This is a genomic window from Paenibacillus sp. EB106-06-01-XG199 (assembly GCF_058791575.1).
The window spans coordinates 18656-41291 of record NZ_JBYTDQ010000018.1; the positions used below are offsets into that span (position 1 = coordinate 18656).

General features: G+C 48.2%; 22 protein-coding genes. 8 read left to right on the top strand and 14 right to left on the bottom strand.

Annotated features, from left to right (window positions below):
- Nucleotides 1-396 precede the first annotated feature (396 nt).
- Entirely contained in the window at nt 397-1425 is a 1029-nt protein-coding gene (locus tag AC3WT9_RS32790; protein WP_492408786.1) for a polysaccharide pyruvyl transferase family protein, read from the top strand.
- 111 nt (nt 1426-1536) lie between these two features.
- Here AC3WT9_RS32790 and AC3WT9_RS32795 read toward each other — a convergent pair whose 3' ends face one another.
- On the bottom strand, nt 1537-2088 hold the full coding sequence (locus AC3WT9_RS32795; protein WP_341377530.1) for a TetR/AcrR family transcriptional regulator: 552 nt from the start codon (nt 2086-2088) through the stop codon (nt 1537-1539).
- 148 nt (nt 2089-2236) lie between these two features.
- On the opposite strand from AC3WT9_RS32795, the gene AC3WT9_RS32800 reads away from it, so the two are divergent.
- Nucleotides 2237-3160, top strand: a complete 924-nt coding sequence (locus tag AC3WT9_RS32800; protein WP_341377529.1) for a ketopantoate reductase family protein — start codon at nt 2237-2239, stop codon at nt 3158-3160.
- A gap of 174 nt (nt 3161-3334) precedes the next feature.
- Here the strand turns inward: AC3WT9_RS32800 and AC3WT9_RS32805 are convergent, their stop codons facing one another.
- The 8 genes from AC3WT9_RS32805 to AC3WT9_RS32840 all read right to left on the bottom strand — a co-directional run bounded on the left by AC3WT9_RS32805 (nt 3335) and on the right by AC3WT9_RS32840 (nt 12110).
- Entirely contained in the window at nt 3335-3874 is a 540-nt protein-coding gene (locus AC3WT9_RS32805) for a hypothetical protein (RefSeq protein ID WP_341090345.1), read from the bottom strand.
- Nucleotides 3875-4059: 185 nt separating this feature from the next.
- Entirely contained in the window at nt 4060-6219 is a 2160-nt protein-coding gene (locus AC3WT9_RS32810) for a Tex family protein (protein WP_341097574.1), read from the bottom strand.
- A 222-nt stretch (nt 6220-6441) separates the two neighbouring features.
- On the bottom strand, nt 6442-7650 hold the full coding sequence (locus AC3WT9_RS32815; protein WP_341377528.1) for an MFS transporter: 1209 nt from the start codon (nt 7648-7650) through the stop codon (nt 6442-6444).
- A 341-nt stretch (nt 7651-7991) separates the two neighbouring features.
- Nucleotides 7992-8600, bottom strand: a complete 609-nt coding sequence (locus AC3WT9_RS32820) for a TetR/AcrR family transcriptional regulator (RefSeq protein WP_341377527.1) — start codon at nt 8598-8600, stop codon at nt 7992-7994.
- A gap of 166 nt (nt 8601-8766) precedes the next feature.
- Complete coding sequence (locus tag AC3WT9_RS32825) at nt 8767-9117, bottom strand: type II toxin-antitoxin system PemK/MazF family toxin (RefSeq protein ID WP_038586937.1); 351 nt, start codon at nt 9115-9117, stop codon at nt 8767-8769.
- A gap of 3 nt (nt 9118-9120) precedes the next feature.
- Nucleotides 9121-9402: a CopG family ribbon-helix-helix protein gene (locus tag AC3WT9_RS32830; RefSeq protein ID WP_076111276.1), complete on the bottom strand. Its 282-nt coding sequence runs from the start codon at nt 9400-9402 to the stop codon at nt 9121-9123.
- Between the two features lie 212 nt (nt 9403-9614).
- On the bottom strand, nt 9615-10796 hold the full coding sequence (gene alr, locus AC3WT9_RS32835) for an alanine racemase (RefSeq protein ID WP_341090340.1): 1182 nt from the start codon (nt 10794-10796) through the stop codon (nt 9615-9617).
- 228 nt (nt 10797-11024) lie between these two features.
- Complete coding sequence (locus AC3WT9_RS32840; RefSeq protein ID WP_341090338.1) at nt 11025-12110, bottom strand: outer membrane lipoprotein-sorting protein; 1086 nt, start codon at nt 12108-12110, stop codon at nt 11025-11027.
- A gap of 191 nt (nt 12111-12301) precedes the next feature.
- On the opposite strand from AC3WT9_RS32840, the gene AC3WT9_RS32845 reads away from it, so the two are divergent.
- Nucleotides 12302-13177: a GNAT family N-acetyltransferase gene (locus AC3WT9_RS32845; RefSeq protein WP_341090335.1), complete on the top strand. Its 876-nt coding sequence runs from the start codon at nt 12302-12304 to the stop codon at nt 13175-13177.
- A gap of 48 nt (nt 13178-13225) precedes the next feature.
- On the opposite strand, the gene AC3WT9_RS32850 is transcribed toward AC3WT9_RS32845, so the two are convergent.
- From AC3WT9_RS32850 to AC3WT9_RS32870, 5 genes are all read right to left on the bottom strand, one after another.
- Nucleotides 13226-13879 carry a M48 family metallopeptidase gene (locus AC3WT9_RS32850; RefSeq protein WP_341097572.1) on the bottom strand — a complete coding sequence of 218 codons (654 nt, stop codon included), beginning with the start codon at nt 13877-13879 and terminating at the stop codon, nt 13226-13228.
- 185 nt (nt 13880-14064) lie between these two features.
- Nucleotides 14065-14907: a methyl-accepting chemotaxis protein gene (locus AC3WT9_RS32855; RefSeq protein ID WP_341090332.1), complete on the bottom strand. Its 843-nt coding sequence runs from the start codon at nt 14905-14907 to the stop codon at nt 14065-14067.
- Between the two features lie 210 nt (nt 14908-15117).
- The gene (locus AC3WT9_RS32860) at nt 15118-16815 is read right to left on the bottom strand and encodes a methyl-accepting chemotaxis protein (RefSeq protein ID WP_341377526.1); all 1698 of its coding nucleotides are present in this window, start codon (nt 16813-16815) and stop codon (nt 15118-15120) included.
- On the bottom strand, nt 16812-18125 hold the full coding sequence (locus tag AC3WT9_RS32865; protein WP_341090327.1) for an ABC transporter substrate-binding protein: 1314 nt from the start codon (nt 18123-18125) through the stop codon (nt 16812-16814). Before AC3WT9_RS32865 ends, AC3WT9_RS32860 begins: the two co-directional genes overlap by 4 nt.
- Nucleotides 18126-18401: 276 nt before the next feature.
- Nucleotides 18402-18566, bottom strand: a complete 165-nt coding sequence (locus AC3WT9_RS32870) for a hypothetical protein (protein ID WP_341090324.1) — start codon at nt 18564-18566, stop codon at nt 18402-18404.
- Nucleotides 18567-18764: 198 nt separating this feature from the next.
- On the opposite strand from AC3WT9_RS32870, the gene AC3WT9_RS32875 reads away from it, so the two are divergent.
- The 5 genes from AC3WT9_RS32875 (at nt 18765) to AC3WT9_RS32895 (ending at nt 22518) form a co-directional block, all read left to right on the top strand.
- Nucleotides 18765-18953: a hypothetical protein gene (locus AC3WT9_RS32875; protein ID WP_076111252.1), complete on the top strand. Its 189-nt coding sequence runs from the start codon at nt 18765-18767 to the stop codon at nt 18951-18953.
- A 156-nt stretch (nt 18954-19109) separates the two neighbouring features.
- Complete coding sequence (locus AC3WT9_RS32880; protein WP_341090321.1) at nt 19110-20021, top strand: helix-turn-helix transcriptional regulator; 912 nt, start codon at nt 19110-19112, stop codon at nt 20019-20021.
- Nucleotides 20008-21000, top strand: a complete 993-nt coding sequence (locus AC3WT9_RS32885) for a cysteine peptidase family C39 domain-containing protein (protein ID WP_341090320.1) — start codon at nt 20008-20010, stop codon at nt 20998-21000. Before AC3WT9_RS32880 ends, AC3WT9_RS32885 begins: the two co-directional genes overlap by 14 nt.
- Before the next feature lie 53 nt (nt 21001-21053).
- Nucleotides 21054-22022 (top strand): hypothetical protein, encoded by a 969-nt coding sequence (locus AC3WT9_RS32890; protein WP_341090319.1) that lies wholly within the window; start codon nt 21054-21056, stop codon nt 22020-22022.
- Between the two features lie 76 nt (nt 22023-22098).
- Nucleotides 22099-22518, top strand: a complete 420-nt coding sequence (locus tag AC3WT9_RS32895; RefSeq protein WP_341090317.1) for a MarR family winged helix-turn-helix transcriptional regulator — start codon at nt 22099-22101, stop codon at nt 22516-22518.
- Nucleotides 22519-22636 lie beyond the last annotated feature (118 nt).

Consider the following 22636-nt stretch of genomic DNA (forward strand, 5'->3'; position numbering starts at 1 on the left):
AGGGCCATCCCGCAAAGGATGGCCCTAAAACTTGCCGTTACAGTCAGCGCGGTGAGCCGTATCATAAATAGGGGCAAGTTTTTTGCGGAATTCCTTGTAGTGCATGGATTTGTATATATGTGTGTAGGTTTCGGGCTATGTTAACGCTGAAAAGCAACATTGGGCTATCGTATTTTGAATGGAACATCTGCGTCACATCCCACGGAAGAAAGAGGACTTGTAAACGGTAGGGGCTCCCCGAGGCAGGAAAGAAAAGTGTCACGAGTGTCGATGCTGGCAGCGAACGCGTTTCTGACGGTACTACTATACTGTTGCAAAAATTCAAATTTATGTAGACTTTTCGGCACTTTTCTTTCATTCCTGTTTGTGCCGACTTAGTTCGGAATGGAGATTATTATGAAAAGAGTTGGAATTATTACTCTTTACTACAAAAACTATAATTACGGTGGCCAACTAGGAGCTTATGCACTGCAAAAAGCTATAGCTAAGTTAGGATTTCATTGTGAGCAAATTACATTCAAGTGGCAAAACGAATACACCTTACAAGCATATGAAAGTGCTAAAGGTGCAGAACATTTTAGGAATTTTTCCGAAAGCATTCCCCACAGCGAACGCTTATATACAGTAACTGATATTGCAGAATGTGTTGATGATTACGATATTTTTGTTTGCGGTAGCGACCAAATATGGGGTTTACCATGGGTTATTTCCGATGACATTTTACCCTGTATGGCACTTTCTTTTGTTCCAGCATCAAAAACGAAAATTGCATACGCAGCAAGCATGGGAGGAGCAGAAATAGAGCCCGATCGAAAAAAGATCCTTGCTCCACACGTTAATTCCTTAGACTTTGTTTCTGTTCGTGAAAAAAGGGCAATCCCTTTTGTGAAAACGATGAAAAATGGAGATATTACTCATGTATTGGATCCGGTAATGCTTCTTGATAAATCCGGATGGGATGATATATCTGCTACTCCGCCAGAAAAAGCCTATATACTCACTTATGATTTACGAGATATTACAGGGGTTCAGAAATACGCTGAAGCACTTTCAAGAAAGTACGGATACGAGATTATATCTCTTGCAACTGCTGGAGCAGCTACGGTTGGTCCGAAGGAATTTGTAGGGTACATAAAACACGCTAAGTATTTTATTACTAGTGCTTTTCATGGGGCTGCTTTTGCCATTTTATATAAGGTTCCATTTTTGGTTTTCCCGGTATCTGATAATCCACAAGACCCCAAATCAATGGATTCAAGACTGATAGCTCTGCTGGATACGTTTGGCTTATCTTCTTGCTATGTTTATGACACATCAAATATTCCAAATATTGGCGATGTTACTTTTCATCATATAGACGAATCAAAAACAAGTGCATTTCAACTTAATTCACTTCAATTTCTTAAAGATGCTTTGGAATCTTAAAATAAACCAAAGCATGTGTGCGCTAGGCAAGGGCATTCTACAGATGCGGATGAGTGTTGTCAAACATGACCGTATCACAAATAGAGGCAATTTTTGGTTTGAATGACAGACTCATTCTTTAAAATAGGGCGTAATCCCTCTTGAATATAGGTTCTCCACTATCTTGAAAAATTCTTCTGACGATAAATCCTTTTGACGCTGGAGCCAAAGACGAAATAAAGAAAGGGAAGTTGTCAGGTAAAACTCAATGAAGTATGGCGTTAAGGAATGGTTTTGCGGAACGTTTAATTCTAATTGATCTAAACTGATTTCTTTTTTTAAGCGTTTTAAAAAACGGGCACTTCCATAATCGCCCAAAAGGGCATTAAGAACCAGGAGATGTTCTCTTTTGTCCAGACAATAGAGCGTATCTTGAACCGTATGCATCGATAGCTCTTTATTCGCCAATTCTTTTTTCATGTCATTCAATAAGTCATTTTCAACAGAGTCTAACAATTCGTAAATGTCAGTAAAGTATTGATAAAAGGTGCTGCGGTTATATCCTGACTTATTCGCAATTTCCTGAACCGAAATTTTCTCAATCGGCTTTTGGCTATATAACTCACAAAAAACTTCTACAAACTTTTGTCTTGTTTTCTCCGTTATTTGGGGTTGCTTTTTCATGTTTCCCTCCTGCTAGCGAATCTGAATGTCATCCGACAAATAATAAAAAACTGATGGTTGATCAAGGAATAATGAAGATTTATAATCACATCATACAACATGTTGTCTGATAATTAAAAGGAAATGTTAATAAGTAGGGGTGGTTTTAATGTCAGCAAAACAAGATAGAATTCTAATTTTTGGTGCAGGTGTCATCGGGAGCATGTACGCAATTAAGCTTATTGAAGCAGGGTTTGATGTTAGCCTGTTTGCACATTCTAATAGATTTAAATCATTAAGAGAAAATGGCCTGCAATATAAAGAAAAAGGTACAGTTAGATCGATACAAGTAAATGTCATTGATACGCTCGAAAATTACGATGTATACGATTTTATTTTCGTTACCGTTCGTTATGATCGGTCCGAATCAGCGTTGTTAGCGCTAAAAGATAATCAAAGCAAAAATATAGTCACGATGACTAGTAGTTCAATTGGATTTTCTTCGTGGCTGGATATCGTAGGGGATAGACTTTTACCAGCTTTTCCCGGCTTCGGCGGACAGATTAAAGATGGAGTATTACATGCTCGATTTCTACCAAAGATTTTAGTGGCAACTGCATTTGGAGAAATTAATGGTGTAGTGACAGAACGCATAGAAAACCTCGCAAAATTATTTAAAACAGCAAAGCTTCCCTACGTTATTAAAAAGGATATGCAAGCGTATCTAATCACACATTCCGTATCAGACATTGCCATGTTGAGCGTTTTGCATTCTGAGAATAAGATAATTGACAAAAAAACAGCCAGAACCAGAAAGACGGCACGCAAAATAACAGTCACTTTAAAAACGTATCTAAGGGCAATACAAAAAGCTGGCGTTTCAATTGATCCTCCAATGCTTAAAATGGTGCTTAAATTTCCAAACTTATTTTTGGATCTTTTCTTTATGACATGGCTACGAACTAAAATGGTTAGGGATATGATGTTGCCGGATTATGCGAATAATGCTAACAATGAGATTGTGCAGCTGAGTAATGATTTAATGAAATTTTTAAGTCAAAATGATATCAAATCGGAAATACATGTTCAGTAACGTTGTTAACGCTCAGATTCATTGAATATAAAAGCAAAAGCGGCTGCCGCGTCCAGTAAATATGGGCGCACACAGCCGCTTTCATGGTTATGAGAACAGTTAGTTGAGAGCGGGAGTAAGCCGGACCTCTTCCTGTTATTGATTAAACTTAATTGACGCTGCCTGCTTCGCGGATTAATCAAGCTCAATGTTCTGCAAATATTCTAAAGTCGCATTAAAACTGGAGTCTATTTGGGAAAGCTCCGAGGATAGCGTCTTATTAAAAGCTGCATCACTTTGTTGGTCTTTGCCTTCCAAATGAGTCTTGATCATCTTGACCAGAGATGCTTTATGATTTGCGATCTCTTTAAGGGATGCATCGCTTTCTTTTTTGGCGCTCTTTACGGTTTTTGACAACTTGGCTTTTGCTGCCGCGAGTGTTTTTTTATCCTGAGTCATTTCATTTCTAGCCTTGGCGACAGCCTCCTTGCTCAGCTTGTTTTTGACCGCATTGCTATAGTTAGCTGCAGATACCTTAGATTTCTGCGCTAAGGCTGTAACCTCGGTGCCCAAGACTTTACTTAAGTTCTTCTGCGCATCCTTAACCTCTTTGACCCTGTCTTTGTAGGATTCAAAATAATACTTGTCTACGTACGCATTAGAATATGTAGCGGCAAACGCCTGTGATGGTAATACAACCACCAATAGCAACAACAATATCATCGCCTTTTTCATTCTCCCACTATTCCCCCTTAGTAATATATCCTTACTATAATTAATGTTATACGGCAGCACAATACTTACTTTGCAAGCGGCTAGTTCGGGGTGCAAGCCAACAGTCAGCCATTGGTGATGAAAAAAAGCCCCCTGCCGGCGTTACAGGGTCTGTCCCGCAACCTGCAGAGGGCTTGCTGTTAGATTTACTTGGCGCTGCCTGCTTCGCTGCGCGGCGGACGCATGGTCAGGCTGACCCGGCCTTTCTTGAGGTCAACGCCCATGACCCATACAGTGACATTGTCTCCTACAGAGACGACGTCCATCGGATGCTTCACGAAGCTGCCGCTAAGCTGGGAGATATGCACCAGCCCGTCGTTCTTGATTCCGATATCGACGAAGGCGCCAAAATCGATTACATTGCGGACGGTCCCCTGCATCTCCATGCCGGGAACCAGATCCTCGATCTTCAGCACATCGGTGCGGAAGATCGGCAGCGGCAGCTCCTCGCGCGGATCGCGGCCCGGGCGCTGCAGACTTTCAAGGATGTCGCGCAGTGTAGGCACGCCGACATTCAGCTTCGCAGCCAGCTCTTCGGCGTTCTGCGCCTGCAGCTCCTCTGCGACCTCTTTGCTGCCGAGCCGGGCTACCTCCAGCCCCAGCTCACGGAACAGGCGGTCCACCACCGGATAGGACTCCGGATGGATCGGCGTGCGGTCCAGCGTATTGTCCCCGCCGGGAATCCGCAGGAAGCCGATGCACTGCTCGTAGGATTTGGCACCGAGGCGCGGCACCTTCTGCAGCGCCTTGCGGGTCACGAACTTGCCGTTCTCCTCGCGGAACTTCACAATATTCTTGGCGATTGTGGCATTCACGCCCGCAACATAGGACAGCAGCGATGCGGATGCTGTATTCACATCGACACCGACGTGGTTAACCGCGGATTCCACAACGCCCTTCAGGCTCTCCTCCAGATGCTTCTGGGAGACGTCATGCTGGTACTGCCCGACTCCGATCGCCTTCGGGTCGATCTTCACCAGCTCCGCCAGCGGGTCCTGCACGCGGCGGGCAATGGATGCGGCGCTGCGCTCGGCCACATCCAGATCCGGGAACTCCTCCTGCGCAAGCTTGGAGGCGGAATAGACACTGGCTCCCGCTTCATTAACGATCAGGTACGCCAGCTCAGGATTGCCGATCTCTGCGATGACCTCGGCGGTGAACTGCTCCGTCTCCCGCGAGCCGGTGCCGTTGCCGATTACGATCAGCTGAATGCCGTATTTGGCAATCAGCTCCTTGAACTTCGCCGCCGCCTCCTTCTTCTTGTTGTTCGGCGGCGTCGGATAAGTGACCGCTACCTCCAGCAGCTTGCCGGTATCGTCCACAACGGCCAGCTTGCACCCGGTACGGTAGGCCGGGTCAACGCCAAGCACGTTCCGGCCTTTGACCGGCGGCTGCAGCAGCAGGCTGCGCAGATTCCCGGAGAAGATCGAGATCGCCTGATTCTCTCCTTTCTCCGTCATCTCTCCGCGCACCTCGCGCTCAACAGACGGAGCGATCAGCCGCTTGTAGGAATCCTCCGTCACGGTCTCCAGCAATTCCTTGACCGGAGACGGCCCCTTGATCAGCTTCCGCGAGATAAAGGCATGAATCTTGTCAGTAGTCACCTCAATGCCTACCTTTAGCACGTTCTCCCGTTCTCCGCGGTTGATGGCGAGAATCCGGTGCGGCGGCATTTTATGTACCGGTTCACGGTAACTGTAATAGTTCTCGTATACGCTCTCCTGCTCAGCATCCTTGGCTTCGGAGACCAGCACCCCTTGACTTGCGGTGTACTGGCGTATCCAGGAACGGATGACCGGATCATCGGCAATGTTCTCAGCGATGATATCCATCGCACCCTGCAGCGCCAGCACAGCACTCTCCACGCCTTTGTCCGCATCAATATATTTAGCGGCCTCTTCCAGCGGAAGCCCCTGCCGGCGCTGTTCCATAACCCAGTTCGCCAGCGGCTCCAGCCCCTTCTCCTTGGCCACACTTGCCCGTGTCTTGCGCTTCTGCCGGAAGGGACGATACAGATCCTCCACTTCCTGCAGCTTGACTGCCTTCAGGATCTGCTCATGCAGCTCCTCTGTCAGCTTGCCCTGCTCCTCGATGCTGCGGATGACATCCTTCTTGCGGTCACCCAGATTGCGCAGATAGGCCAGCCTTTCCTCAATATCACGCAGAGCGTTCTCGTCCAGCTCACCGGTCATTTCCTTACGGTATCTCGCAATAAACGGAATCGTATTCCCCTCATCCAGAAGGCCTACCGTCGTACGCACCTGCTTCAGGCTAATGCCCAGCTCCTTGGCAATCGCCGCGGTAATTAGTTCCTGCTCCTGCCGCGCAGCAGCTTCATCCGGTACAGTACCGGCATTCGTATTTTCTGCAGCCAATTGAATCCCTCTTTCCGCACACGTTCTGCGTTCTTATAATCCCTACCTGAAATAGTATCACAAATTGGTTATCTACCAAAGTTTAGGGATTCATTGACCCGGAAAAAGCTGGCTTGCTGCGAGGTATATTGTCAATCCTGCAGGAACCACGGCTCATTTCATTTGCAGGCCCCGCCGGTTCATACGCTTAGCGGAGGCGAGTGACAGCCCAAAGCACAGAACGAGCACTAGTGCAGCCACGGCATACGGGAAGTTGATATCCAGGTCGAACAGGACTCCGGCCACAATCGGACCGGCAATATTGCCAAGACTGGTGTAGGCAGAATTCATCCCCATCACGAAGCCCTGCTGCGATTCCACCGCCAACTTGGAGAGCTGTGTTCCGACAGCGGGGCGCAGGATATCCATCGAAAGAAACACAATGAACGTCACTGTAACGATGGCCCAGTAGCCGTGCACAAACAGTGTGAGGAGGATGAACAGGCCCGCGATAAGCAAAGAGGTCGAAATGACCTTATTTTCACCAAAACGATTCAATATCCAGCTGAACGCCGTAACCTGAATCACAGCCCCCGAGATGGAGCCAAAGGTTAGGACAAAGGCAATATCCTTAGGGGTGAATCCAAACTTATGATCCACAAACAACCCGAATACCGTTTCATAATTCGCCAATCCGAAGGAGAGTACAAATACAATAACCAATCCGAAGAAGTAGGGTTCACGGTAGGAACGCACCAGTTGAGATACAAGGCTCTCTTTATCGTTCTGTGCTGTCTTCACAGCTTCACGCTGGGCTGCGGAACGCGATTCCGGCAATACAAATGTACTTATCACAGCCACCAAAGCCGCTGCTACTGCTGCCGCGAAGAACGGCACACGGATACCAAACTCTGCCAGATAACCGCCAACTCCCGGTCCAATAATAAATCCGGTGGTGATGGCCGCATTGATCAGCCCCATTCCTTTGGCCCGTTCCTCCGTGGAGGTCGTATCCGCCACGTAAGCCATGACCGCAGGCATAATCAACGCTGCTCCGACACCCCCTAGCATTCGGGATACAAACAGCAGCCAGGGCGCATTTGCCAACCCAAACAGCAGCTCCGAGAGTGAAAAAACAATCAGTCCGGCGACGATAATTTTTTTCCGGCCCATCCGGTCCGACAGTCTGCCCGCAAACGGCGACACAATCAACTGGGTTACAGAGAAGGCTGCCACCAGCAACCCGACAACACTGCCTCCGATCTGCAGCTCATTCATATAAGTAGGCATGATCGGAACAACCAGTCCGATGCCTGTAAACGCCAGAAAAATATTCAGCATAAGGAGCAGCATAGCGCCCCGGTTTCTTAGCAGTAATGACATTGCAATAACCTCCGTATTCCCGCAACCAAATCCTCAAGTAGGGGTGATTCTATTTATCTTATAGTTAAATATCCACTTATCCGTCAGTTGCCATCCCTTTTATTCCAGAAATGAAAAATCTAAATAAGACACATAAGACCGACCATCCGGTCTAATTAAGGGTAAATAAAAACGTCTTCTCAAACTAATTTTCCGGCCCAACCCTGCAATAAAATAATTGCCTTACAGCTTGCTCTATCTGCGCTTCAGAGAAGCCTCTATTCTGGTACCCTCGACTAACCGTACACTGCGTATAGCTTCTCTGCAGTGTGCTGTCTTCACAGCATGCTTAGTCTCTATGCCTATCCGGTACGTATCCCCTGCAGCAGCAGCCGTATGGCATCCCGGTAATATTCCATGATATCCTCCGGCGTGTTGGCCAGAACTGTAATCTCGCTGACTCTGCTGATTCCCTCCAGCAAGCCGCTTACAATGATTACGTAATTGTCCAGATTGCCCTTGACCAGATACCCCGTGTCCATACCCTCCTGCAGCAGATTGCGGCAGGCTTGTGACGCCGATTCGTAGAGCCGGGAGAGACGCTGTTGAACCTCTTCTGAATGAGGCCGGGATCTGGCGTATTCCTCAAGCGCGCGGATCAGCGGATTCTGAAAATCATTCGCATAATGCTCGCCTAATGCATAGAAACGTTCCTCGATGCCGTTAATTCCGCTCCGTTTCTGCTCCCAATCGCTGAGCCACTGCTCGGTATCGTCTTCTACTACATATAGAAACAGTTCATCTTTACTCGGAAAATGGTGATATAAACTCCCTTTGCTCACCTTGGCCGCCGTACAGACTTCGTTCATGGTCACCGCTGCAAAACCTTTCTGAACAAATAACTGTGTTGCCTTTAGCACTATCCGCTTTTTCGTTTCTTCTCCGTCAGAACGTCCTTTAATTCCGACCACCTCCTTAACCCGACCGTCCGGTCCAATTGTAGCACAGCTATTGTTTAAAGTGAATACATTTAAGCCACAGGTTCGTATATAGTTTCCATACAATTAAAAAGGCACGCCGGATTATACACCGGACGTGCCTCCATTACACATTCTATACTATGTAGCCCTGCCTGATTTAGAAATCGATCAGGCCCAGACTGATTTGCAGCGAATCATCCACTTTCTTCATTGTATCATCGTCAAGGTGGGTGATCTTATCGGTCAAGCGTTGTTTGTCAATTGTCCGAACCTGCTCAAGGAGAATGACGGAATCCCGGTCAAAGCCGTGGGCTGCCGCATCAATTTCCACGTGCGTCGGCAGTTTGGCCTTCTGGATCTGGGCAGTGATGGCCGCCACAATCACCGTCGGGCTGAAACGGTTGCCAATATCGTTCTGAATAATCAGTACCGGCCGTACTCCGCCTTGTTCTGAACCTACAACAGGCGAAAGGTCGGCAAAAAAAACGTCGCCGCGTTTAACGATCAATATCTACACCCCGCTTACTAAGCGGCCAAGAGTACTGTCTGCATCTTCCTCAGCGAGAAAGGCCTCGCATGCCATCGTCAAATTGATCTTGGCCATTTCCATATAGCCCCGCTGCATAGACTCACGAATGGTGCGTTTCCTCCGTTCGCTTAAATACAGCTTCATGGCCTGCCTAATCAATTCACTCCGGTTAGAGTTCTCCAATTGAGCGATCCCATCCACTTCCTGTAAGAGATGATCGGGCAAGCTGATCATAATTCTTTTGGTGTTCTGCAAATTGGCCACCTTCTCTTCCACCCCCACAAACCTTCTGCCCTTGTGTTTCAGTGTTACAATATACAAGGAATTTTATACAAGGAATATATGCAACCAGTATATCAAGTATGCTGCATCCCATTATAAACTAGAAATGGCGGTTCGTATAGACCATAAGTCACATAGGTCTTTACGGTTCAGCTTCCTTTATCGATTCCTGTAAAAGTTACACAGTAAGAACATCAAGCCTGCAGCAGGGGATTCACCAGGTTCGGAGCAGCACCTTCACGCACATATACGCGGGGCACCCGGTGGGCCAGCATACAGATTACCTCGTAGTGAATCGTTCCCATATGGAGTGCCAGTTCGTCTGCCGTGATGGACACGCCAGCCTGGCTTCCGATGAGTACAACCTCTTCGCCAGCTTTGATTTGTTCCGCTTCTTCAGCGAAAGATTTGAGCGATACCATACACTGGTCCATGCAGATCGTTCCGACGACAGGAACGCGACGTCCACGTATTAGCACCTCCGCTTTGCCTGTCAGCATGCGGGAATATCCGTCTGCGTACCCCACAGGCAGCGTAGCAATGATCTCTTCGCTGTCTGTGAAGTAACGGGTGCCGTAGCTGATGCCCCAATCGGGCGGCAGGGTTTTTACATAAACTGCCTGCGTCTTCAGCGTCATTACCGGGTGTAAAGCCACCTTTGTACGGCTTACCTCAGTCGATGGATAAAAACCGTACAAGCTTATGCCCACACGCACCATGTTACTGGATAGAAGAGGTGTATCAATGGCCGTAGCGCTATTGCCCGTATGTATGATCGGGATTTCAATCTCTCTGTCCCGAAGCGTTTCCGCCACGCTCATGAACCGCCGGTACTGCATCAGTGTATAGCTTTTGTTTTCTTCGTCTGCCTTGGCAAAATGGGTAAACATACCCTCCAGCTCCGCCTGCGCTACAGAATGCACTTCAGCGATGAAATCGGGCGCGTCAGCCGGCAGCAATCCCAGCCTTCCCATCCCGCTGTCAATCTTGATATGCACCTTCAGCCGGTGCTCCGGATCTATAGGAAGCCTTCTTATTGCCTCCAGTACATCCGGTGTGAACAGTGTTACGGTTATATTGTACTCCCAGGCAACGGCTATTCCTTCCGGTGAGGTGTAGCCGAGCACCAGAATAGGAATTAGTATTCCCGCCTGACGCAGCTCCAATGCCTCATCCAAAAAAGCTACACTAACATAATCCGCTCCGAGTCGTTCAAGCTCCCGCGTCACTTCCACTGCTCCATGGCCGTACGCATTTCCTTTGACGCATCCCATAAATTTAGTCTCCGGCAGCAAGGCCGCACGAAAGGCTTCGTAATTGGCACGCAGATCATCCAGATTAATCTCGGCTACTGTAGGTCGATAGCATACTTGCACTTCAGGGTCACCTTCTTACATTGTAGTAAAACAGCTCTGTGATTGTTGTATGGAACCACTAGTCTTACTGCCAATGGTAATGCTAATGGAAGGCGGCTGTCAATGTAAGTACAGCTATCTTGCTGATTGGTCCTCCAAAGGGGCGGTTAACGGCAGAAATAAGTAAAAAGCGGATACGGCTTGTAGAGGAAATGGCTCCCACAATGCGCAGTATCCGCCTACTGAATATTACTTACCCGATTGTTCCGCCATAGAAGCGGCAATTTGCATCATTTCGGTCGCCGGAAGGTTCGCGCTGGTAATGCGGAATTCCACGCCGTCGTTCATCCAGGTCAGAGTCAGCTGTTCATCGCCGCTCAGAAGCCCTGCGGTAAAGCCAAGATCGATTACCTTTCCAGGAACCAGCGATACAGTATGATCCAGCGGACGGCTTTCCATAATCGTATACTGGTAAATTCCGTCATAGCGGAGCAGAGCCGAATGATCTTTGCTGTCCTCGATTTTGTTGCTGTCCTTAAATTCTACACCGGCAGGAATATAAGCCGGTTCAATGATGCCGAAATCGCCAAGCTCCGCAGCAACCGGCTGATCTGCCTGTTCCTTGTCCTCCGGTGCAGCCACCGGATTGCCGTTCTCGTCAACCTCAGCCACCGTGCTTTCGGAAGGAGTACCGCTCGCCATATTTTTTTGCATATCAAAAGAATCCTTATTGAGCTCAGGACTAAACTTGAAGCTGTCGAACTTCACATCGACCACAACCTTGGCCTCGGAGTCGGAGACCTGCACCTGTTTTGGTTCATAGGTCTTTTTGGTCAGCCATATTTTTTGGCGCACCAGTGCGCTGCTCTGGTAATTTGCCGCGACTTCAAACACATAGTTGTCTCCATCCACCGTAAACTGCCGGTTGTTGTCAGAGACAATGCTGTTGAGCAGTGTCTGGTACAAATATACCTGACCTTGGCTATCCGGCCAATCGCTCTGGAAGCGGAAGCTTTTGCCCAGACTCGGTGTCAGCACGAACACCCCTTCATCATTGCGCAGAACAATCTGCGTTACATCCTTCTGCACATTGGAGAGGCTAATCCGGTAGTAGGAAGGATTTTTGTACCAGACCTCCACCTTGTACTCCTGTGGCTGTTCGCCGGTGTACAGGGTCATCGTGCCGGCACCCTGGTAGGCCCCCTGCTTGCTCTCCAGCTTGTCAGACACATTGTTCAAATCCTTGACTACGGAAGCGGCATCCTTCTTCCCGCACCCCGCGAGCACCAGGGCCACGCTCATTATGATCGCGAGTACCCATGTTATCCGGCGCATGACATCATCCCCTTAACCTGTTTTGAATGCATTGATTAGTACATGTCTATGAGGGACAACTCCGCAATATGCAGACGGGCATGACAAGCATGACAAGAGGTTCGAATTATCCGTATGGACGATTCAACAAAGGAACTGGCAGCGGACGTGCAGAATTGTTTAGGCAACGCTTATTGAAAGGGGTACAAGTTATGCAGGGATTTATTTTCAAGAAAGATTACAGAGAAAATGAGGTGCTCCGAAAGAGCCTGTCCGGGCTTGCCGCCAGCAGCTTTGGAATAAGCTTCGAACAGTGGTATCAGGAAGGGTTCTGGAGTGAGCGGTATATTCCATTTTCTTATATCGAGGATGAGCAGGTGATTGCGAATGTTTCAGTAAATGTGCTGGACTTGATCATGGACGGCCACCAGAAAAAGGCGATCCAGATCGGAACTGTAATGACGCATCCGGATTACCGGCATAAGGGCTTGTCTGCCAGTCTAATGAATAAGGTGCTGGAGGAGTATACGAATCAGGTTGATTTTATGTACCTTTTTGCCAATGATACGGTGCTCGATTTCTATCCGAGGTTTGGATTTATTCCGGCGCAGGAACAGCTCTTCTCTATTGACTATACTTCAGGCAGCACCGACTCCGTGGGGATCCGGAAATTAGACGGGACTGAGCCGGATGATCTAAACTTTATCCGCACATTCGCAGCGCAGCGATTGCCGGTATCCCGTCGTTTTGGAACAGACGGAACGCTAGGGCTGCTAATGTTCTACTGCCTAAACGTCTTCAGTGACGACCTCTATTACCTGGAGAACGAGGACGTATTAGCCATTTGCAAGCAGGAAGGCAAGGAGCTGAACATTTTCGACATTGTGTTTACGAAAGCCATTGATATTCAAGCTGTTTTGGCTAAGCTGGCCAGCAGTGAAACTGAAAAAATAGTTTTTCATTTCACTCCCGATTACATAGGGATTGAAGCGGAAAGCACGCCTTACCCGGGCGGCTTATTTGTGAGAACCTGCGGCAACTCTTCATTTCCGGCCCACATGAAGCATCCAGCTACGTCTATCGCCTAGAAACCGGAAGTTAGGGCAAGTCAGCCGCAACCCCGGGATCTGCTATGTTTAGAGAGTCATGAATTGCCCAAACCGGGCCAGGAACTCTTCCTTCTCTTTGTAATCCGGCATGACACTCCCGAGGCGGCGCCAAAATGACCGGTCATGATTCATATGCAGCAGATGGCATAGCTCATGGATAATCACATAATCAATAACCTGGGCGGGGGCCATCGCCAGGCGGTAATTAAACGTCAGTTTCTTGTCCGCGCTGCAGCTCCCCCACTTGGTTCTGGATTCAACGATTTCGATCGTCTTCGGTTTTACGCGGAGCTGATTCTGATAAACAGTAATCCGTTCCGCAACAATCTTCTTCAGGCTGGCAAAATAGAACTTTTTGAGTTCCAGCTTCAGCTTCTCCGCATCCCATTCACCGACATTAATCAATTCATGCAGCGGGTATTCCTTCCCAAGGTAAAGAAACTTCCCTTCCTCCTGATATTCCTTCGCCTTGGGTGCCTGCCGTGCCTCCCGGCCCTGGCGCAGCGTGTCCAGAATCCATTCGCCGTGCCGCTCCACCGCGCCCAAAATCAATTCGTCGCTTGTCCCCTTGGGGGCTTTTACCGTGATCAACCCAATTGCATCTATATGAAGGGAAATCTTCTTCCGCTTCGCGTACTGTACATGGATTTGAATCATTTCACCCTGTAACTGAATCTGCATAGCCACCATCGCTTCTATAAGTATTCTTTCCTCCACTGTAACATGTTTGCCAGCATAGCATACAGAGTTTCATAGTGCGCCTTTCTTCTCACACCACACATAAAAAAGAGTCCACCGGGGACTCTTCACACAAATATTTTATTCGGTTCTCCTCATATCAAAGGGTATGAACAGGCAGGACCGGGTTAAATCAGACGGGCGATCTTTTCGATCTCCACTGCAGAAGCGGCTAACTGCTGCATGGACGCGGTGATTTGCTCCGTTGCCGCAGCCTGGCGCTCGCTCTGTGCCAGACAATCCAGCAGGGTTGCATCCATCAGGGTAATGTTCTTCTTGATCGCCTGCAGGATGCTGGCGATTTCTTTGGCAGAGGAGGCGCTGGAGACCGACATCTTTCGAATCTCCTGCGCTACTATCCCAAATCCCCGGCCATGCTCGGCGGCATGTGCAGCTTCGATTGCGGCGTTCAGGCCCAGCAGATTGGAGTTGTCCGCCACCTTTTTGATGAAATCCAAAATCTCATCCGTACTATGCAGCTCTTCGACAACCTTCTGGCCGAGCAGCTTAAGATCGCTTACGGTATTCGCCAAATCAGAAGCAGTTCCGGCTATCTCCCCGGAGGTGGAGCTTATCTCTTCAGAGGTTGTTGCCAGAGTATTGGCCGCATCGCTTAACGTTTCTTGATTGTGCAGGCTGATCCCAATGGTAAAAACACCGGTAACGTTCCCGTCTTGCCCCCGAATCGGCATGGACGAAGATTTGAAGGGCAATCCGTAGATTTCCTTCGGAATATTTGCACTAACCGTCTCGCCGGTGTCCAGCGATTTTCGGATCCCGCCATTCTGCGGAACCGGCATTCCCTCTTGAATGCGAATATCCAGCTCACTACCCGGCAGATAATAGATGAACTTGTCCGAATCGGCTAATGCGAACATGACATCCAGCGGAAACAAGCGCTGCACGAGCGGCAACGATATTCTCAAAGCATCCAGTAATTGTTCAATCTCCGTTTCACTTTGACTCTTCACGACACAACAGCTCCCAATACAGGATTTTAGATCATTATAGCACGAAGGAAAACGCACCCGACAAGGCATTTAGTCCTTGCTTTTGGGTTGGTCTGTTGCGTCTTTATCCTGCCATAATTAGATAAAACTATGAATCCAGGAAGAAACGTTACCCTCTTAATAGAGAGGGTAACGTTTCTTCGGGAAATTGGACTCTTAACGATACATTGATTAGACTGAAAACTTCGAAATACTTTCCTGAAGCTCTTGAGCAAGCTCGGACAGCATTCTTGAGGCCACTGCAATTTCCTCCACACTGGCCAACTGCTCTTGCGCCGAGGCGGATACATCATAGGTCCCCTCGGAGGAGGCCAACGTGATCCTGTTGATCTGCTCAAAGGCAACTACAAGCTCATGAGTTTCATGCGACATTTCTTGCGAAGCATCGGAGACGCCTCCAATCTGTTCATTAATTTCTTGTATGGAGGCTTCGATTTCGGCAAAGGATTGCCCGGCGGTTTGGACGGCATAAATGCCGGCCTCGACTTCCTTCTCCCCTTGACTGACCATTGTGAGAGTCCGGCTTGTCTCGGATTGAATCGAATGAATCACATCAGAGACGCGTTTCCCGGATTCTGCAGTCTTCTCCGCAAGCTTGCGCACCTCACTGGCTACTACAGCAAAACCCCGGCCATGCTCTCCTGCTCTCGCTGCTTCAATCGCCGCATTTAGCGACAGCAGGTTCGTCTGATTCGCTATATCCGTAATAATTGCAATGATTTCGCCGATTTCTCTGGAGCTTTCGGCCAAGGCGCTGACCACTCCTGAAACCTCACTTACATTTTTTGATACTGCCGATATTTGGTGAATTGCTGATTCAACCGCCTGAATCCCTTTGGTGGCCAGGTCGGATGCTACATCCACCGATTCCTTGACATGAATGGAACGCTCCGCAATTTGCGCGGCCTCTCCGTCCATCTTCTGAACAAGCGCAACACTGGCTTCGATACTGTTCACCTGCGTCTGCGCTCCTTCCGCTAATTTCTCCGTAATGGACGCAACATGCTCCGTAGCTTGTCCCGTTTGTTCTGCGCTGGCTGTCAGCTCTTCCGATGAGGCGGCAACATGCTCCGCATTTGTGCCCACTTCCCGGATCAGATCACGCAAGTGGTTACCCATGTCATTGAAGGCCTCAGCCAGTTGCCCAATCTCGTCCTTATTCTTGATCTCCACCAGAGTATTCCGCAGATCCCCTCCGGCAATTTGAACCGCCATCTTCTGGAGCTTCTGGATCGGGTTCGAGATCGCCCTGCTGATCAGAGCCGCGGCCAGAGTTCCCAGAAGCAAGGCTGCGCCTGTCAATGCAATGACCAGCTTCTTAGTAGCCGATACATCGCTGAAGGTTGTATTAGCTTCCAGCTCCAGTTCCTCCTCCTGAAGCTTAACAAACCGTTCTGCCGTACTGCTGAATTTACTTAGAACAGGTCCCTGCATTTGCAGAATCTCCAGATAATCGCTGTTATTCCGCTTTTTACTGTCGATAACTTGCATCGCAGTACCGCTGTAATGCTCCTGCAGGAGATCGAGTCCGGCGAGGATTTGTTTGTCATCACGATCGGTAGTGAGTGATTTCAGCTGACCAAGAGCAGTGCGGAACTGATTCTTCGCTCCCTCAAAGTCAGCTACTCTGGCCTCATCTCCATCAATCAGGAAACTGCTGATGCTAGCCCTTTCCTGCTCCACTGCAATTCGCAAATCCTTAATCAGTTGAACCGATTCGGATTTGTTCGTCAGCAGTTGTGTGTAGGTATCATTGACCTTGGAAAGGTAAAAGTAGCTGGTGAAGGCTACAACCAGCAGGAGGATCAGTATCAGACCGAACCCGCCGTATAATTTATTTTTAATCGTCATGTTTCTGAGTCTGCTCATTTCGCTGCCCCCTTATCTGTTGTGTCCAGAATTGAGGTGGCTTCTGCCCGATAACTCTTAGCTGCTTGTTCCGGGGTTATGCTGCCGTCCAGCACACGATCCAGGAGGATTTTATAGGCATTGTCAACAACCATGGAACTGCTTGGAGCAGGAGGATCGATTGGTGATGAATGAGTCTTGAGGTAGTCAAGCAGCTCGTACTGTTGTTTTCCCCCTTCTCCCAGCTTGCCGGAGAGCTGTGCAGCAATCACACTGGAAACAGGAACTCCCCGTTCTCCTTTCAGAATGTCATTGGCTGCCTCATTATTAATGAAAAAATTAATGAATTTGGCCGCTTCTTCCGGATATTTAGAATAGGACGACACTGCGAGGAACATGGAGGGTTTGATAAAGCGCCCTTCTTTGTCCCCGGCCTTCGGCAGCGGCAGCAGCTTGATGGTTCTTCCTGCCTTGCTGCTCAAGATTGTCGAAGCATTGCTGGAAACGGAGAAGAAGGCCGTCTTCCCGGTTATTACCGGATGATTCTCATCATTGCTGACTCCCTTAAATGAGCCTACCAACCCTTCATCTGTCCATTTTTTATAGAGAGTGAAATATTCCGCCAGATCTTTGTCATCATCATATCCAAGAGCCGTCCCCCCCGCATTGTACATGGATACGCCTCGGGTTCTCAGAAAATAGCCCGCAGCAAACATATTCCCCATCGGATAGAAATCAGGATCATCTATAGTTTCTTTTAGTTCTACAAGAGTCTTATACAGCTCATCTATTGTATAGTCCTGGGAAGGCACCTTAATGCCTGCCTCCTGAAGGAATGCCGGATCATAGATCAGAGCTTCTGAATTAATGCCGATATTAACCGCATATAATTCATCATTCTTCATGCCTGGAGCCAGGTACTCCGGGGGAACATCCGAAATGGAAAGACTCTTATTCTTAATATAAGGGCCAAGCGGTTCAATGAGATCCCGATTAATATAATTGAATATAAATCCATAATCCCCCTGAATAATATCAGGAGCCTTCTGATCCGCCGTATCCATAGCCAGACGAGAAGACAGTGCATCTGTACCCGAGAAATCCTCCGTCTCAATCTTGACGCCCGGGTGCTCCTTCATATAAAGATCAACTACCTTCTGCGTGTCCTCTTTGCGTTGCTCTTTCCCCCACCACACAAACTTCAGTGTAACCTCCTGAGCTGCTGTCTCTTCCTTGTTTCCGTCACCGGAGTTGCTGCAACCTACAATTCCTGTTAGGACCAGGAGAGCCCCACATACCTTCAATAACCCCCATACTTTGTTTCCCCTCATAAAAGCCACCGCCTATCTATCTAGTGATGTCGAATAAACAAAAAAAATGTAGCATTTTGTACATTCAACAACTGTTTTCTTTATCGGAAAGTGATTCTGCTTTATGAACAGACAAGTGGAAACGGCTTCGGCGCCCTCAAAAGGACGGTATCCGTTTCAGCGGGAAATAGAAGGATAAATTATAGCGTGAAGCATATAAATTCTCTTTTAACAAAAAAAAGCCCGCACTCTGCACGGACTCCTCATCTTAATATGTATCCAGTTTTGGGGACATCTTCATGAATCCTTTAACATGCCTATGATGATAAACGTAGAAATATAGAGCACAAACATAATGGCCAGCACGAGGCGCATCCGGCTTTTGTTCTTCACATATTTATTCAGCAAAAACATAATGACAGCTATTGCAGCAACGCTCAGAATCGTGATGATATTGTTCATCGCAAACCCTCCTTTTTAGTAGACTTTTCTGCTAAGTATATAGGGAAAATCAATTCATTAATATAAAAAAGAGCATAAATAATGTATTTTATTTCATTTATTTGGATCAGGATTTATAAGAGGTACGACATTTTATGTCGTACCTCTTGTTTTATACTACAAAGGTACCATTCAAACTGTGAAATGAGGTTCAAGATTATGCCGAAAACAAAACGGGGCCGCGTACTTTGGAACTTGCCGTCACGGGGCCGGGGGACATGCCCGATCTGTGAAACTACGCGCATTAAACTGCTCTATCCAAAAGTGAAGAGCGATGGAACCGGAATTAAGGTATGCAAGCGGTGCAGTAAAGCGCCGCAAGTCAAAGTTGATGCTATAACAGGCTAAGCGTATCCTTAGTCGGGGATGCCTCTCTCTTTTATGCGTATATGCATAAGACAGGTGCAGGCATCCTTGTTTCATTCCGCCGGGTTCCTTATACTCGAAATAAACAAACACAGGGCCAAGCTCTGATTCTCATAATCATGAAAGGGAGCCTCTTACTTGAGCCATATCCACCGTATTCAATGGTTCGACCAGCAGATTAAGGCGGGGCGTTATCCGAACAGCAATCATCTGGCCGGGCAGTTCGAAATCTCCAAGCGCCAGGCTCAGCGGGATATCGAATACATGGCCGCTTCTCTCCGGGCTCCGCTGCAATATGTAGCGAAGCAGCGCGGGTATTGCTATGAGGATGACAGCTTCATGCTTCCCTATCTCTATATGACCGATCGGGAAAAGCAGATTCTGAAATATTTGGCTTACCGGTACAGCCGCTATAATTACGAGAATGGAGCGGCAGTACGGCGGATTGGCAGCCTGCTGGAGCGGCTTACCGATGACCAGGAGCCGGGTGCAGAGGCACAGCTGCCGATTTTCACGGTAAATGTACATGTACTGCAGTATATTGAGCTGCTGGAGCATGCCATCAAAGAATGTATAGTTGTAAGAATTGTTCATGATGGGCAGGAGGGTGAACAGGAAATCTGCCCGTTGAAGCTTGTTAACCACTACGATGATGATCATGTCATTGCCAGAACGGCAGAACATAGTCCGCCCCAGCACTTCCGGCTATCCTCCATCCGCTCTTTGAAGCTGACTGAGCGGCGGTTCAATGGAGAAGCCGACGGCGGACTGCGGCAGGAACAGGTCCGAAAGCTCAAGCCTTTTACGGCACAGATCCGCCTGGCTGCTCCGCCCAAAGGAGAATCATGGCTCGGATTTCCGGTACATCTTATAGATAAAGACATTTACGAAGTGGATTTTTTCGATCCGGAGATGTTCGTCCAGCATCTGCTCACTACAGAATGGCTGCAAATACTGGCCCCCCAATGGCTGCAGGTCAAAATAAGCAGCAGATGCCAAGCGATGCTTGATTTGCTGAATCCACAGGAGAATCCAAGTGAACCTAAATAATATTCAGATGAAACGTGAATCGAAGTCTTTTACAGACGCCTTATATGCCATCCTGACAGCCGCACAGCGGTTTGAAGGACCAAAGTATATGCTCTCCGGGCTTAGCGGCATGGCCTTCAAATTCTCAGTGCACCGCAGGCTTCTGCCTATGTCGGTCACGGCCTACGGCCAGTGGGGAAATGAGCATGCACCTGCCATTGATAATCTGGGGATTCACACGGCCTATGACGGCGGACGCACAAGGCACAGCTCATTCGAAGTGTATCAGCAGGATGCCATCACTTGGATCAAACAAAGTATAGATGCCGGTGTTGGAGCATTGTACTGGATTCCGGAGTTCGGGGTAATTCACGGCTATGATGATGCAGACAGGGTATTTTATCTGCAGGACGGCTGGTCCGGGGAGAGCCAAGTGGTGTTGTATGACAATTTCGGCATCAACTTCACCTCCTTCTGGTACTGCCAGGTGTTCGGTAATCAGGTAGAGATCCCCTTGAAGGATGCGGTGCTCGAATCTCTTCGTCTGGCACTCTATGACTGGGAGACACCTTACAAAACATGGCCGGATAAGGAAATCGCCTCAGGCCGGCTCGCCTATCCATACCTGATTCAAGCCTTGAAGCTGGGAGACTTTGATTCTTCGGGTGCCGCATATATTCTGGATTCCTATGGATACGCACGAAGGGAGATCAGGGATTATTTGCAGGAAGTACACAAGCTGATCCCTGGACTGGATGAAGTTCATCACATATACAGTGAATTGGCAGACCTAATGACGGAAGAACTTGCAGTGTCTCTGCCTTCCTTTCATGGGACAGGGCAACTGGCTGAGCACCGTCAAGCCTCCTTATGTGCAGCACTGGCCAAAGCTGAGGCCCTCGAAAAACGCGCAATGGAACGGGTCCGGATTGTGTCAGAACGTTACCCTGACCGCAAACGTTCTATTGTACCCAGATGGGGCGCACATTCGGCAAGGTAATATTTTAGCGCCGCAGGCCATGAACAAGAACGGCGGAAAGAAGGAATTTATTCATGAGCAAGATCATTCTCCATTCCCTTCAATACCGCCTGGAATCGCATTCGTTTACAGATGCCCTTTACAGTGTTTTGGCAGAGAAAGGCTGGTTCACTTTGCCGAAATGTATGTTGTCCGGAATGACGGCTGCTTGTTTCCGCTTCTCCGTTCACAGGCAGCTCCATTCCGATTCGGCCACGGCCTACAATTGGATGGCGGAGCATCTTGTAGCTTGTGACCTGATTGGAGTAACCGCCTCCCAAATGGGCGGATTTAATTTCACACCTACCTTTCCTCTCTACCAGCAGCAGGCCATCTCTGATATCAAAGCATGCATTGACCGCGGAACGGGCGCAGTGGTATGGAAAGACCGGTTTGTTATTGTGAACGGATACCATGAACAAAAGCAGGTATTTTATTATTTGGACGGGGTAGCGGAATCCTGCCAGGAACTCCCCTACTTAGAATTGGGGCGGAACCACTCGCCTTATGCCTACTATCAGGTCTACGAGAAGCAGATCGAGATAGATGTGCTGCAGGCCATTAAAGAATCATTCATACAAGCGGTCTTCAAAGCGGAAACCCATGACATCATGCTGCCGGAGTCCGGCTATGCATGCGGGCTTGCGGCTTATGATGCCATTGTAGAAGCACTTCGTTCCGGCCGCTATTATGCTGAAGGAGCCGCCGAAACATTCTTTGTCTACACTGCGGCCAAACAAGATGCGGCAAAGTATGCACAGGAAGTTCTGGCGTACTGGCCAGCTGCAAAAGAGATCGCCGCACATTATACCCGGCTGTCGGAAATATTCGAGGCGATCACACAGGTTGAGCTCCATACGCAACCTCTCCCGCCCTCCGGGTTAAAAAAACTAATAACCTTATTCGATGATGCCAAGGCAGCCGAAACCGCCGCCATTCAGTCGATCCGTCACTTGCTGCGTGAACCGATTGCCAACCGTTTTCACGATATTGGACTGCGCTGAGCAGAAGCAGGTATGCTTGACAACAAAGTTATAGCTTCTATATATTTTAAGAACTATAACAAATTGGAGCGTGCCTATGAGCGCAGAAGAAAAGAAAACATTAGCTATCCATCAGGTGATGGATAGAATGGCAGCCGTCCAGCATAAATCCCAAGCCTTCGTTGACAGAATTAACAGGCAGGAATCCTTGACCCAGAACCAAATTATGCTGTTGTTCCAACTGCGGCTTATGGGAAAGCTGAATATCACCGATATCTCTGAACGATTCGTCATTACGCCGGGAGCTGCTTCCTCCATGTGCGATAGATTGGAGGAGGCAGCTCTAATTGAACGGGTACGCACCAAGGAAGACCGCAGAGTGGTCAATATCATACTTACGGAGCAAGGGGAACGGCGGATTCTTGATCTGTTTGACCGTTTCGCTACCGCAGAGCTGGACAAGATTGCAGATACGCTCTCCAAAATTCAAATACTGATGGACGAAATTATTGAATAGCTCTCTTATCTGCACAAGCACCGCCTCAAGCAACTGAAAGGCGGTGCTTTTTGAGTGGATGATTATTTTATTGACTATATATTATTATATGTATATATTTTAATCATTAAAGTAAATT

Bases quoted from the DNA above. Each gene is read 5' to 3' on its own strand.
- AC3WT9_RS32790 (WP_492408786.1), top strand. From the start codon at position 397: ATGAAAAGAGTTGGAATTATTACTCTTTACTACAAAAACTATAATTAC.
- AC3WT9_RS32795 (WP_341377530.1), bottom strand. From the start codon at position 2,088: ATGAAAAAGCAACCCCAAATAACGGAGAAAACAAGACAAAAGTTTGTA.
- AC3WT9_RS32800 (WP_341377529.1), top strand. From the start codon at position 2,237: ATGTCAGCAAAACAAGATAGAATTCTAATTTTTGGTGCAGGTGTCATC.
- AC3WT9_RS32805 (WP_341090345.1), bottom strand. From the start codon at position 3,874: ATGAAAAAGGCGATGATATTGTTGTTGCTATTGGTGGTTGTATTACCA.
- AC3WT9_RS32815 (WP_341377528.1), bottom strand. From the start codon at position 7,650: ATGTCATTACTGCTAAGAAACCGGGGCGCTATGCTGCTCCTTATGCTG.
- AC3WT9_RS32840 (WP_341090338.1), bottom strand. From the start codon at position 12,110: ATGCGCCGGATAACATGGGTACTCGCGATCATAATGAGCGTGGCCCTG.
- AC3WT9_RS32845 (WP_341090335.1), top strand. From the start codon at position 12,302: ATGCAGGGATTTATTTTCAAGAAAGATTACAGAGAAAATGAGGTGCTC.
- AC3WT9_RS32850 (WP_341097572.1), bottom strand. From the start codon at position 13,879: ATGCAGATTCAGTTACAGGGTGAAATGATTCAAATCCATGTACAGTAC.
- AC3WT9_RS32860 (WP_341377526.1), bottom strand. From the start codon at position 16,815: ATGAGCAGACTCAGAAACATGACGATTAAAAATAAATTATACGGCGGG.
- AC3WT9_RS32865 (WP_341090327.1), bottom strand. From the start codon at position 18,125: ATGAGGGGAAACAAAGTATGGGGGTTATTGAAGGTATGTGGGGCTCTC.
- AC3WT9_RS32870 (WP_341090324.1), bottom strand. From the start codon at position 18,566: ATGAACAATATCATCACGATTCTGAGCGTTGCTGCAATAGCTGTCATT.
- AC3WT9_RS32875 (WP_076111252.1), top strand. From the start codon at position 18,765: ATGCCGAAAACAAAACGGGGCCGCGTACTTTGGAACTTGCCGTCACGG.
- AC3WT9_RS32890 (WP_341090319.1), top strand. From the start codon at position 21,054: ATGAGCAAGATCATTCTCCATTCCCTTCAATACCGCCTGGAATCGCAT.
- AC3WT9_RS32895 (WP_341090317.1), top strand. From the start codon at position 22,099: ATGAGCGCAGAAGAAAAGAAAACATTAGCTATCCATCAGGTGATGGAT.